A 12,956-nucleotide genomic window follows, 5' to 3' on the forward strand; every position below is an offset into this window, starting at 1 on the left:
CCCTCCGCCGAACGGGTCTCTACAGCTTTGTAGAAGCTTGACCGGGACCTGGGCGAAAGCGGGTGGAACGGGGCCCGCTCCCGGCCCGGGGGTGTCCGGGGCGGGAGCGGGCGGCGCGGGCGGCAGGCCTCAGAGGGCGAGCGCGGGGCGGTGGTGGTCGAGCCAGAGCGCGAGGTCCACCACCCGCTCCAGCCGCAGCCGGTGGCCCCACTCCAACTGGTCGGCCGGGGTGTCGAGGCTGGCCTTGATGACGGTCTCGTCGGCGATGTCGCGGACGTGCGGCGCGTCGAGCGCCTCCCGGGCGAGCCGCTGAAGGCCGCTGTTGTAGTCGGCGTGGTGGGTCGCCGGGTAGTGGTTCTTGGGCCGCCACAGCACCGAGTCGGGGGCCAGGCCCTGACCGGTGGCGCGCAGCAGGCTCTTCTCCCGGCCGTCGTAACTCTTCATCGACCAGGGGGCGTTGAAGGCGTACTCGACCAGCCGGTGGTCGCAGTAGGGGACGCGGACCTCCAGCCCCTGGGCCATCGAGAGGCGGTCCTTGCGGTGCAGCAGCTGACGCAGCCAGCGGGTCAGCGAGAGGTGCTGCATCTCGCGCTGGCGGTGCTCGGCGGCGCTCTCGCCGTCCAGGTGCGGGACGGCGGCCAGCGAGGTGCGGTAGGTGTCGTCGCGGAACTCGCCGATCCGCAGGTGGGCGGCGAGGTCGGGGTTGATCGGCATGGCGGCCTCGTCGCCGGTGACCAGCAGCCACGGGAAGGTCTGCGCGGCGAGCGCCTTGGGGTTGTGGAACCACGGGTAGCCGCCGAACACCTCGTCCGCGGCCTCGCCGGAGAGGGCGACGGTGGAGTGCTTGCGGATCTCGCCGAACAGCAGGTAGAGCGAGGTGTCCATGTCGCCGACGCCGATCGGCGAGTCACGGGAGACGACCACGGCCCGGCGGTTCTCGATGTCGAGCAGGGTGCGCGGGTCGAGGACCACGGTGGAGTGGTCGCTGCCGATGAAGGCGCCGGCCTCGGCGGCGTACGGGGTGTCGTGGCCGGTGCGCAGCACGTCGCCGGTGAACTGCTCGGCCTGGTCGCTGTAGTCGACGGCGTAGGAGCGCAGCTTGGCCTGCGGGCCTTCGGACAGCCGGAGTTCGTCGGCGACGAGCGCGGTGACGACGGTGGAGTCGAGGCCGCCGGAGAGCAGGCTGCAGAGCGGGACGTCCGCCTCCAGCTGGGCGCGGGCGGCGCGGTTGACCAGCGAGCGCACCCGCTCGACGGTGGTGTCCAGGTCGTCGGCGTGCGGGCGGGCCTGGAGCTCCCAGTAGCGGCGCTCGCGGATGCCGTCCCGGTCGAGTACGAGCAGGCCGCCGGGGTGCACCTCGCGGACGCCGGCCCAGACCGTGGGCCCGGTGTTGAACAGCAGGCTGTAGGCCTCGCGCAGGCCGTCCGCGTCGACGGCGGGGGTGACCTCGGGGTGGGCGAACAGGGCCTTGGGCTCGGAGCCGAAGGCGAGTCCGCCGCCGACGGCGGTCCAGAACAGCGGCTTGACGCCGAGCCGGTCGCGGACCAGCAGCAGCCGCTCGGCGCGCTCGTCCCAGATCGCGAAGGCGTACATGCCCTCCAGCCGGTCGACCAGGGCGTCGCCCCACTCCTGGTAGGCGCGCAGCACCACCTCGGTGTCACTGCGGGTCTCGAACCGGTGTCCCCTGGCGCGGAGTTCGGCGCGGAGCTGGTGGTGGTTGTAGACCTCGCCGCTGTAGGTCAGCACCACGCCCGGGTTTTCCTGGCGGTCGGCCATGGGCTGGGCGCCGCCGTCGATGTCGATGACGGCGAGGCGGCGGTGACCGAGCGCGGCGTGGGCACCGAGCCAGATCCCGCCGGCGTCGGGCCCGCGCAGGGCCATGGTCGCGGTCATCGCCTCGATGACGGGGGCGCTGTGGCGGACGTCCTGATGAAAGGACACCCAGCCGGTGATTCCGCACATGCGCGTGCACTCCTTGTGGCGGACAGAGTCGGACGGAGCAGGTGGAGCGGGTGGGACAGGCGGGGCGGGTGGGTCGGACGGGCCGTCGCCCGGCGGCGCCCGGTCCACCAGTCGGGCGGTGGTCACCTGCGGTTCCAGCGGAATCGGACACATTTTCTGCCACCCCGATGGCACGAGCGGTCGTCGCCCTGCATATATAGTTCACCTGCATATGCAGCTGAACAGCTCAATGAGGGGGAAAGTGTGTCCCGCACCGATCCGATCAGGACCGCCGGCCAGGCCGTCCTGCGTCTGCAGAACGTCACCCGGGTCCACGGGCAGGGCGCGTCCGAAGTGCACGCGCTGCGCGGGGTCGAACTCACCGTGCACGCCGGAGAGTTCGTCGCCGTGATGGGCCCTTCCGGGTCCGGCAAGTCCACCCTGCTGACCCTGGCGGGCGGCCTGGACGCCCCGAGCGCCGGCCAGGTGCTCGTCGAGGGCTCCCCGCTCGGCGGGCTCAGCCGGGGGCGGCTCTCCGCCGTCCGGCGCCGCTCGATCGGCTACGTCTTCCAGGACTACAACCTGATCCCGGCCCTCACCGCCGCCGAGAACATCTCGCTGCCGCGCGAACTGGACGGTGTCTCCGGCCGCGCCGCCCGCCGCGAGGCCCTCGCCGCCCTGGAGGAGATGGGCATCCCGGAGCTCGCCGACCGCTTCCCCGACGACATGTCCGGCGGCCAGCAGCAGCGCGTCGCCATCGCCCGCGCACTGATCGGCGAACGCCGGCTGCTGCTGGCCGACGAGCCCACCGGCGCGCTCGACTCCGCCACCGGAGAGTCCGTCCTCGCCGTCCTGCGGGCCCGCTGCGACGCCGGGGCCGCCGCCATGATGGTCACCCATGAACCGGCCCACGCCGGCTGGGCCGACCGCGTCGTCCTCCTGCGCGACGGACGGATCGTCGAGGAGCGCACCCGCCGCCCCGACGGGACGCTCCGCGACCTCGGCGCCGGCCACCCGGAGGTGGCCCGGTGAAGCTCAGCGCCTGGCGGGTCGCCCTGCGCATCGCCCGCCGCGACGCCCTGCGCGCCAAGGGCCGCAGCGCCCTCGTCGTCGCCATGGTCGCCCTGCCCGTCATCGGCGTCACCGGCGCCGACATCGTCCACCGCAGCGGACAGCTCACCCCGGCCGAGCGCGTCGAGCGGGTGATGGGCGGCTCCGACGCCCTGATCAGCGCCCTCGCCCCGGGCCGCACCGTCGAGCAGGCCCCGTTCGCCGACGACGGCACCCTCACCCGCACCGCCACCCCCGGGAAGCCCGCCACGCCCGAGGAGACCAAGGGCGCGGCCGTCGAACCCGCCACGCTGGTGGCCTCGTTGCTGCCCCAGGGCAGCGTCCTCACGGCGGCCCGGCCGGGCCCCGAGGCCAGCGCCGGCTCCCGCGAGGGCCTGCTCCGCACCGACACCGCCGAGGCCGACCTCACCGACCCGGTCTGGGCCGGGCGGCTCGATGTGGTCGACGGCCGCGCCCCCGGCGCCCCGCACGAGGCGGCCGCCACCCGGGCCTTCCTCGAACGGTCCGGGCTGCGGCTCGGCGGGACGACCGCGGTCAAGGGGCTGGACCGCACCCCCTTCACCATCACCGGCGTGGTCGAACACCCGGGCGACCTCAGGAAGGTCGAACTCGTCGCCCGCCCCGGGGAGCTGATCACCCCGCTGGCCGAGGCCCGGGACAGGGACAGGCCCGTGGCCGGTATCGGGTCGGCGGACGAGAAGCCGGTGAGCACGGACGCCTGGCTGGTCCGGCTCCCCGCCGGGGCGGTGATCGACTGGGCCAAGGTGCGGGAGTTCAACGCGTACGGCTACACCGTCACCTCCCGCTCCGTCGCCCTCGACCCGCCGGACCGCTCGGCCGTCCCCTACTACCGGGACGGCCCCCGGTACGCCGAGACCTCCGCCCGGACCACCACCGCCGTCATGGTGGCCACGGTCACCGGCATGGCGCTGCTGGAGGTCGCCCTGCTCGCGGGCCCCGCGTTCGCGGTCGGCGCCCGCCGCTCGCGCCGTCAGCTCGCCCTGCTCGCCGCCGCCGGCGGCAACCGGACCCACGTGGGCGCGGTGGTGCTCGGCGCGGGCGTCGTCCTCGGCCTGGCCGGTGCGGTGACGGGTGTCGTCCTCGGGATCGGCCTGGTCGCGCTGGTGCGGCCCTGGATCGAACGGGCGGGCGGCAGCCGCTTCGGCCACTTCGACCCGGCGCCGCTCGACCTGGCCGCCATCGCCGGCATCGGCGTGGCCACCGCCCTGCTCGCCGCCGCCCTGCCCGCCCTGCAGGCCGCCCGGCGGAGCGTCACCGCGGGCCTCTCCGGCCGCGACACCGTCAACGCGCCGAACCGCTGGATCACCCTGCTCGGCCTGGTGATGCTGGCCGGCGGCGCCGCGCTCGCGCTCTACAGCGCGGGCAGCGGCACCGGCATGCCCGGCACCCCGGTGGCCGGCGGGTACGACGCCCGGACGCTCGGCGTGCTGGGCGGCTCGGTCAGCGCCGAACTCGGCCTGCTCGCCTGCACCCCGGTACTGATCTCGCTCTTCGGACGGCTCGCCCGCTTCCTCCCGATCGCGGCCCGGCTCGCCCTGCGCGACTCGGCCCGGCACCGTTCCAGGACCGCACCCGCCGTCGCCGCCGTCATGGCCGCCGTCGCCGGTGCCGTCGCGGTCGGCGTCTACACCGCCAGCACCGACGCCCAGGCCCGGCAGGACTACCGGCCGCAGACGCCGAACGGCGCCGTCACCCTGACCACCGGCGTCGACAGCCCCGACCTGCCGAGGCTGCGCGCCACGATGGAGCAGGAGCTGCCGGACCTCGGCCCGCGCGGCGACCTCTACCAGGCCGTCTACCGCTTCTGCGCCAACTGCTCCAGCACCGTCCACCCCAAGGGCGGCGACCGGACCAGGCGGTTCGCCGGCCAGGGCCGGCTGGTCGTCGGCGACGACGCCGTCCTGCACAACCTGTTCGCCGTGCACGATCCGGCCGCCGAGCAGGCGCTCGCCGCGGGCAAGGCGGTCGTGTTCGACCCCTCCTACCTGTTCGACGGCAAGGCCGTGTTCCAGCTGCGCGGCGGCGGCGCCCCGTTGCAGCCCGGCGAGATCCCCGCACCGGACGTCCAGGAGGTCGGCGTGGAGGCCGTCCTGGTCGACAACCCGTCGGCCGCCCGGTACGGACAGGTCCTGGTGAACCCGGCGACGGTGCACAGGCTCGGGCTCTCCGCCCAGGCGACCGGTGCCATCTGGCTGCCCGCCACGCCGCCGGACGACAAGGCGCAGCAGCGCGCCGACGCCGCAGCCGCCCGGCTGGACCGGATGGCCGGCGTCGGGGTGGAGCGCGGCTACCAGCCCAAGAGCGACCTGGTCACCCTGTCGCTCAGCGGGTTCGCCGCCCTCGTCGTCCTCGGCGCGGCCGGCATCGCCACCGGCCTCGCGGCCGCCGACTCCAGGCACGACCAGGCCACCCTGGCGGCCGTCGGCGCCCCGCCCCGGATCCGCCGCACCCTGGCCGGACTGCAGTGCGCGCTGATCGCGGCTCTCGGGGCCGTCCTGGGCACGGTCAACGGATTCGTCCCGGCGATGAGCCTGCTCAAGGTCCGCACCGCCGGCGGCCTCGACGGCGGCTCGGCACCGGTCACCGCGCCCTGGGTGCTGATCGCCCTCACCGCGCTCGTCCTGCCGGTGGTGGCCGGGCTGATCACGGCGGCGTTCACCCGCTCGCGGATCCGGCTGACCCGGCGCGTCTCCTGACGCGGGCTCACCGCGGGTGGCCCGTCTCCGGTCCGGAGGCGGGCCACCCGGCCGTCCGGGCCGGGCCTGTCACCCCTGGACGCGGCCGGCCAAGGCCCCGGGCGGAACGCGTTTCGCCGTCCGGGCCGGACAGTGCCCCCGAACCGCCCGTCCAGCAGGCTCGCGCACGCCGGTTCCGGTGCACTCCACCCGGTCCGGAGTGGACCGACGCGGCAGAGCGAGGGAAAGGTCACACTCCCCGCCTCTCCTGCACGCCCGCCGCCGGACGCTAACCTGCCGGACATGACGGTCCCGCCCGAAGGGCTTCCCCTGGCCGCCGAGTTCCCGGCAGCACACCGTGAGCAGTGGCAGCACCTCGTCGAGGGTGTGCTGCGCAAGTCGGGTGCCCAGCCCGCGGACGGCGCGGCGGCCGAGGAGGCGCTCACCACCGCGCTCCAGGACGGGCTGCGCGCCCGCCCGCTGTACACCGCCGAGGACGCCCCGGCCACGCCCGGTCACCCCGGCTTCCCGCCGTTCGTCCGGGGCGGCCGGCCGCAGGGCTCCGCCGTCTCCGGCTGGGACGTCCGCCAGCGGCACGCCGACCCGGACCCGCGCCGCACCAACGAGGCGGTGCTCGCGGACCTGGAGAACGGCGTCGGCTCGCTCTGGCTGGAGCTGGGCGGCGCGGGCCTGCCGGTCGCGGCGCTGCCCGAGGTACTGTCCGGCGTCTATCCGGACCTGGCCGCCGTGGTGCTCGACGCCGGCGCCGAATTCACCGACGCCGCCGAGCGGTTGTTCACGCTCTACCGGGAGCGCGACGTCTCCCCCGGCGCCGCCGCGGGCAGCCTCGGCGCCGACCCGCTGGGCCTCCAGGCCAGGACCGGCCGGGCCGAACGCACCGACGCGCTGCTCGCCGAGGCCGGCGCGCTCGCGGCCCGCTGCGCCGACGGGTACCCGGGCGTCCGGGCACTGACCGTCGACGCCCTCCCCTACCACGAGGCCGGCGCCTCCCCCGCGCAGGAGCTCGGCTGCTCGCTCGCCACCGCCGTCGCCTACCTGCGTGCGCTCGGTGCCGCCGGGCTCTCCGTCGACGCCGCCTTCGGGCAGCTGGAGTTCCGCTACGCGGCCGACGCCGACCAGTTCCTGACGATCGCCAAGTTCCGTGCGGCGCGCCGGCTCTGGGCCCGGGTGGCCCAGGTGTCGGGGGCCGCACCCGAGGCCTCGGCGCAGCGCCAGCACGCCGTCACCTCCACGGTGATGACGACCGCGCGCGACCCGTGGGTGAACATGCTGCGCACCACCGTCGCCTGCCTGGCGGCCGGGGTCGGCGGGGCGGACGCGGTGAGCGTGCTGCCGTTCGACAGCGCGCTCGGCCTGCCGGACGCGTTCGCCCGCCGGATCGCCCGCAACACCCAGGCGATCCTGCTGGAGGAGTCCCACCTGGCGCGGGTGATCGACCCGGCCGGCGGCTCCTGGTACGTGGAGCGGCTGACCGACGAGCTGGCCCGGGCCGCCTGGGCCTGGTTCCAGGAGATCGAACGGGCCGGCGGCCAGCAGGCCGCGCTGGGCTCCGGACTGGTCGGCGAGCGGATCGCCGCGACCTGGGCGGAGCGCTCGGTCGCGCTGGCCAGGCGGCGCGAACCCGTCACCGGGGTCAGCGAGTTCCCGAACCTGGACGAGCAGCCGCTGGTCCGCGAGCCGGCCCCGGCCGGGCCCGCCGGCGGGCTGCCCCGGGTGCGGCGCGCCGAGGCCTACGAGGCACTGCGCGACCGCTCGGACGCGCGGCTGGCCGCCACCGGGGAACGGCCGCGGCTCTTCCTGGCCTCGATCGGCACCGCGTCGGCGCACACCGCGCGCACCACCTTCGCCGCCAACCTGTTCCAGGCCGGCGGCATCGCGACCACCGCCGCCGAAGGCACCGACGCCGCCGCGCTGGCCGAGGCGTTCACCGCCAGCGGTGCCCGGGTGGCCTGCCTCTGCTCCAGCGACCGGCTGTACGGCGAGCACGCCGAGACCGTCGCCGCGGCGCTGAAGGCCGCCGGGGCCCGGCGGGTGCTGCTGGCCGGGCGGCCGGGCGAACAGCGGGAGGCCTACCGGCGGGCGGGCGTGGACGAGTTCGTCTTCGCGGGCGGCGACGCCGTCGCCGTGCTGACCGCCCTCCAGGACGAGATCCTGAGCGGGGCCCGGGACGAGATCCTGGACGAGACCACCGAGATCGGAGTGGCGCGATGATCCCCGACTTCACCGAGATCGGGCTGGACGGGGACACCGGCCCGGACGTCACCGACGGGCAGTGGCGGTCCGCCTGGCGGCAGGCCACCGGCAAGGACGTCGAGGAACTGCTCTGGGACACCCCCGAGGGCATCGGCGTCAAACCGCTGTACACCGCGGACGACCTGGCCGGCCTGGACTTCCTGGGCACCTACCCCGGCATCGCCCCGTACCTGCGCGGCCCGTACCCGACCATGTACGTCAACCAGCCGTGGACGGTCCGGCAGTACGCCGGGTTCTCCACCGCCGAGGAGTCCAACGCCTTCTACCGCCGCAACCTGGCGGCCGGTCAGAAGGGCCTCTCGGTCGCCTTCGACCTGCCGACCCACCGCGGCTACGACAGCGACCACCCGCGGGTCACCGGTGACGTCGGCATGGCGGGCGTGGCGATCGACTCCATCTACGACATGCGCCAGCTCTTCGACGGCATCCCGCTGGACCGGATGTCGGTGTCGATGACCATGAACGGCGCGGTGCTGCCCGTCCTGGCGCTGTACATCGTGGCCGCCGAGGAGCAGGGGGTGGCGCCCGAGAAGCTGGCGGGGACCATCCAGAACGACATCCTCAAGGAGTTCATGGTCCGCAACACCTACATCTACCCGCCGCAGCCGTCGATGCGGATCATCTCGGACATCTTCGCGTACACCTCGCAGAAGATGCCGCGGTACAACTCGATCTCCATCTCCGGCTACCACATCCAGGAGGCCGGGGCCACCGCCGACCTGGAGCTGGCCTACACCCTGGCCGACGGCGTGGAGTACCTGCGGGCGGGCCTGGACGTCGGACTGGACGTGGACGCCTTCGCGCCCCGGCTGTCGTTCTTCTGGGCGATCGGCATGAACTTCTTCATGGAGATCGCCAAGCTGCGCGCGGCCCGGCTGCTCTGGGCCAGACTGGTCAAGGAGTTCGGCCCGAAGAACCCCAAGTCCCTGTCGCTGCGCACGCATTCGCAGACCTCGGGCTGGTCGCTCACCGCGCAGGACGTGTTCAACAACGTCACCCGCACCTGTGTGGAGGCGATGGCCGCCACCCAGGGCCACACCCAGTCGCTGCACACCAACGCGCTGGACGAGGCGCTGGCCCTGCCCACCGACTTCTCCGCCCGGATCGCCCGCAACACCCAGCTGCTGCTCCAGCAGGAGTCCGGCACCTGCCGCGTCATCGACCCGTGGGGCGGCTCCGCGTACGTCGAGAAGCTCACCCACGACCTGGCCCGCCGCGCCTGGCAGCACATCCAGGAGGTGGAGGCGGCCGGCGGCATGGCCAAGGCCATCGACGCGGGCATCCCCAAGCTGCGCGTGGAGGAGGCCGCGGCCCGCACCCAGGCCCGGATCGACTCGGGCCGCCAGCCGGTGATCGGCGTCAACAAGTACCGGGTGGAGAGCGACGAGCAGATCGAGGTGCTCAAGGTCGACAACTCCTCGGTGCGCGCCCGCCAGATCGAGAAGCTGCGCCGGCTGCGCGACGAGCGCGACGAGGCCGCCTGCCGGGGCGCGCTGCACGCGCTGACCCGGGCCGCCGAGGCGGGCCCGCAGCGCGGCGGCTCGCTGGACGGCAACCTGCTGCACCTGGCCGTCAACGCGGCCCGGGCGAAGGCCACCGTCGGCGAGATCTCGGCCGCCCTGGAGAAGGTGTACGGCCGGCACTCCGGCCAGATCCGTACCATCTCCGGCGTGTACCGTGACGAAGCGGGGCCGTCGGCCTCCGTACAGCGCACCCGTGACCTGGTCGAGCGGTTCGAGCGGGCCGAGGGCCGCCGACCGCGCATCCTGGTCGCCAAGATGGGCCAGGACGGCCACGACCGCGGCCAGAAGGTGATCGCCACGGCCTTCGCCGACCTCGGCTTCACCGTCGACGTCGGACCGCTGTTCCAGACCCCGGCCGAGGTCGCCCGCCAGGCCGTCGAGGCGGACGTGCACATCGTCGGCGTCTCCTCGCTGGCCGCCGGACACCTCACCCTGGTGCCCGCGCTGCGCGCCGAACTCGCCGAGGCCGGGCGCGAGGACATCACCATCGTGGTCGGCGGGGTGATCCCCCCGCAGGACTTCGACGCCCTGTACGAGGCGGGGGCGACGGCCGTCTTCCCGCCCGGCACGGTGATCCCGGACGCCGCCTACGACCTGCTGGGGACGCTCGCCGCCGACCTCGGCCACGAGCTGTGAGATTTTGATCGCATGCCTCCACGGACGATCGACCTCGACAGCTACGTGACGGGTGTCCTGGACGGCTCGCGCGCCCACATCGCGCGCGCCGTCACCCTCGTCGAGTCCACCCGGCCCGACCACCGCGTGCTGGCCCAGCAGTTGCTCCAGCGGCTGCTGCCGCACGCGGGCGGGGCGGTCCGGGTGGGCATCACCGGTGTGCCCGGTGTCGGCAAGTCGACCTTCATCGACTCCTTCGGCACGATGCTCACTTCGTCGGGACACCGGGTCGCGGTGCTCGCCGTGGACCCGACGTCCTCCCGCACCGGCGGCTCCATCCTGGGCGACAAGACCCGGATGGAGCGCCTCGCCGTCGACCCGCACGCCTTCGTCCGCCCCTCCCCCACCTCCGGCACCCTCGGCGGCGTCGCCAAGGCCACCCGGGAGTCGATGGTGGTGATGGAGGCGGCCGGCTACGACGTCGTGCTGATCGAGACGGTGGGAGTCGGCCAGTCCGAGACGGCGGTGGCCGGGATGGTGGACACCTTCCTGTTGCTCAGCCTGGCCCGCACCGGGGACCAGCTGCAGGGCATCAAGAAGGGCGTACTGGAGCTCGCCGACGTCATCGCGGTCAACAAGGCGGACGGCCCGCACGAGACCGACGCCCGCGCCGCCGCGCGCGAACTCGCCGGCGCGCTACGGCTGTTGCAGGCCCCGGACGCGCCCTGGACACCCCCGGTCCTCACCTGCAGCGGCCGGGACGGCGCCGGACTCGACGTACTGTGGGAACGGCTCCAGCAGCACCGCAAGGTCCTCGACGCCACCGGCGCGCTGGCGACGAAGCGGCGCGACCAGCAGGTCGAGTGGACCTGGGCCATGGTCCACGACCAGCTCTACGCCCGCCTCCACGAACACCCCGAAGTACGGCGCTTGGCCCCCGAGCTGGAGGCCCAGGTCCGCGCCGGCTCCCTCCCGGCCGGCCTGGCCGCCCAGCAGATCCTGGACAGCTTCTTCGGCGCCTCCTAGGTCCACGAAGCGCCTCGACTCGCACGCGATGTCGAGGCGCTTCGTCGTACGGTCAGGCGGCACGGCCGCGCGAACTGTCCCGCGCCGTCCACGACACCGCCGCCGATGTCGGCGTCGACGTGCAGCCGCCGCCCCCGGCCGAGCTCGCGGCCGGGCTCACCGCCGCATGGGAGACCTACCGGCTCCGGCGACACCGTCCGCTCGGCCATGGTCGCGTCCGGCCGGTCGTGGATCTACATGCGGGATGCCCGGCTCGACCAGGCGGAGGAGACCGCACGGGCGTCGTACGAGTCGATCGAACCCCACTACGGGCACCGGGAGCTCGGCCTGCTCGCCACCTACGGGTGACACGTCACGTTCGCCGCCGTCGTCGCGGCCCGTCAGGGCAACGTCGACGGGGCCGACGACTTGCTGTCCCAAGGCCACGCGGTCGCCGCCCGGATGGGCCGGGACGTGACCGTGAACGGCACGGCGTTCGGGCCGGCCACGGTCACCGCGCAGGCCGTCGGCACTGCCGTATCGACCGGCCGCCCCGGCAAGGCGCTCGGCCTGTTCGAATCGATCGGCGACACCTCCAGCCTCACGCCGTCCGCGCGGAACCGCCTGCTGCTCGACATCGCCCTTGCACAGGCGGACACCCGACAGTCGGACACCGCGCTGGACACCCTGCTGGAGGTCTGCTCGACCGCCCCCGGTTGGGCCTACCGTTACCAGTACGGGCTGGACTACACGTTCCCCGTCACGCGCCTGGTCCTCTCGGACCTGTACCTGTTCCACTCCTTCACCGCCCCGGCCGACGAGATCGCCACACACCTGCGGCAGATCGGCATGTGGCTCGACCAGGGCGCGTGGCGCTCGAAGGGCGACGGTGTGTGGGCGAAGGGTGACCTGCGGGTCGCCGTTGCCGAGTACGACGACCACCCACAGGACGAGCGTGCCGGGCGCCCCACGCCGACCGGCTTCCGGTCCGTCGACCTGTGCTTCATCTCGGAGGACTTCAAGGTTCCGCGCACCGTGCGGAACCTGCCGTGGGACGTTCTCGCGGGCGGCATGCGGATCAAGGACCGACGTGGAGAGCCGACGATCGCGCCCGACCTGACGCCGATCCTGGACTTCCTGCCGTTTCAGGTCGAGGTCGGCTGCGGCACGTCGATCGAAGCCGGTATCCCGCCGCTGCACTACCTGCACGAGGTGTACCGGGTCACCGACCGCCGCGACAACACCCTGACGCAGTCCCACGCTTTCACCCTCAGCCACGAGGCTGACACGCTGATCCCAGAGATGCTGCTCAGCGCCGACACCAAGGCACCCGACCTGGTCGCGATGTTCCGCGCATACTTCCTGGCCGAGCCGACGGCCGCGCACCGCGCGCTCAAGGCCCTCCACACCACCGGCCATTTGGTGTCGGCCCGGTGATCACGCACAACTTCGACAGCCTCTCGGCGCGGGCCGGGCTGCCCGAGGTCTTCGTCCGCCGCTATGACCAGAAGATCCCACCGGTGCCGCTGCTGCCCGAGGCCCGGGCCCTGCTGGTCGTCGGCTTGCACGCAGACCGGCGCGCGGTCCAGCAGCGCGCCCGCGAGATGGATATGCGCATCTTTTACGTCGACCCCGAAGGGCTGGTGGAGAACGGCACCTTCAAGCCCTGCCCGATCGAGGGAGCCCATACCGGCGACGTGGTCGTGCGGCAGGCCGCGATCCCTGCCCTGCGCCGGCTGTGCGAGTTGCCGAACGTCTCCGCGTGACGGTCCATCACATGTCGGTCAGTTGGGCCCCGCCGGGCCGGTAGCGTCGCGGGAGCGCGCACGCC

General features: G+C 73.8%; 9 protein-coding genes. 8 read left to right on the forward strand and 1 reads right to left on the reverse strand.

Annotated elements, in window-relative coordinates; all coding sequences use genetic code 11:
* Positions 1 to 129: 129 nt before the first annotated feature.
* Positions 130 to 1,962 (reverse strand): asparagine synthase (glutamine-hydrolyzing), encoded by a 1,833-nt coding sequence (gene asnB / locus ACIQIB_RS07650; RefSeq protein ID WP_363605085.1) that lies wholly within the window; start codon positions 1,960 to 1,962, stop codon positions 130 to 132.
* Positions 1,963 to 2,205: 243 nt separating this feature from the next.
* Between asnB and ACIQIB_RS07655 the strand changes: the two genes are divergently transcribed.
* The 8 genes from ACIQIB_RS07655 (at position 2,206) to ACIQIB_RS07690 (ending at position 12,891) form a co-directional block, all read left to right on the forward strand.
* Positions 2,206 to 2,973, forward strand: coding sequence for an ABC transporter ATP-binding protein (locus tag ACIQIB_RS07655; RefSeq protein WP_400650611.1), 768 nt, complete (start codon positions 2,206 to 2,208; stop codon positions 2,971 to 2,973).
* The gene (locus ACIQIB_RS07660; RefSeq protein ID WP_400757212.1) at positions 2,970 to 5,729 is read left to right on the forward strand and encodes an FtsX-like permease family protein; all 2,760 of its coding nucleotides are present in this window, start codon (positions 2,970 to 2,972) and stop codon (positions 5,727 to 5,729) included. The genes ACIQIB_RS07655 and ACIQIB_RS07660 overlap by 4 nt, the downstream gene beginning before the upstream one ends.
* A 282-nt stretch (positions 5,730 to 6,011) precedes the next feature.
* Positions 6,012 to 7,940 carry a methylmalonyl-CoA mutase family protein gene (locus ACIQIB_RS07665; protein WP_400757213.1) on the forward strand — a complete coding sequence of 643 codons (1,929 nt, stop codon included), beginning with the start codon at positions 6,012 to 6,014 and terminating at the stop codon, positions 7,938 to 7,940.
* Positions 7,937 to 10,141 (forward strand): methylmalonyl-CoA mutase, encoded by a 2,205-nt coding sequence (scpA, locus tag ACIQIB_RS07670; protein WP_363605090.1) that lies wholly within the window; start codon positions 7,937 to 7,939, stop codon positions 10,139 to 10,141. The genes ACIQIB_RS07665 and scpA overlap by 4 nt, the downstream gene beginning before the upstream one ends.
* Before the next feature lie 12 nt (positions 10,142 to 10,153).
* Positions 10,154 to 11,146: a methylmalonyl Co-A mutase-associated GTPase MeaB gene (meaB, locus tag ACIQIB_RS07675; RefSeq protein WP_363605091.1), complete on the forward strand. Its 993-nt coding sequence runs from the start codon at positions 10,154 to 10,156 to the stop codon at positions 11,144 to 11,146.
* Between the two features lie 207 nt (positions 11,147 to 11,353).
* Positions 11,354 to 11,494 (forward strand): hypothetical protein, encoded by a 141-nt coding sequence (locus tag ACIQIB_RS07680; protein ID WP_400757215.1) that lies wholly within the window; start codon positions 11,354 to 11,356, stop codon positions 11,492 to 11,494.
* 60 nt (positions 11,495 to 11,554) lie between these two features.
* Complete coding sequence (locus ACIQIB_RS07685) at positions 11,555 to 12,562, forward strand: hypothetical protein (RefSeq protein ID WP_400757216.1); 1,008 nt, start codon at positions 11,555 to 11,557, stop codon at positions 12,560 to 12,562.
* The gene (locus tag ACIQIB_RS07690) at positions 12,559 to 12,891 is read left to right on the forward strand and encodes a hypothetical protein (RefSeq protein ID WP_363605096.1); all 333 of its coding nucleotides are present in this window, start codon (positions 12,559 to 12,561) and stop codon (positions 12,889 to 12,891) included. Before ACIQIB_RS07685 ends, ACIQIB_RS07690 begins: the two co-directional genes overlap by 4 nt.
* Positions 12,892 to 12,956: the final 65 nt, after the last annotated feature.

The organism is Kitasatospora sp. NPDC092286, assembly GCF_044755565.1.
In the GTDB taxonomy this organism is placed as follows: domain Bacteria; phylum Actinomycetota; class Actinomycetes; order Streptomycetales; family Streptomycetaceae; genus Kitasatospora.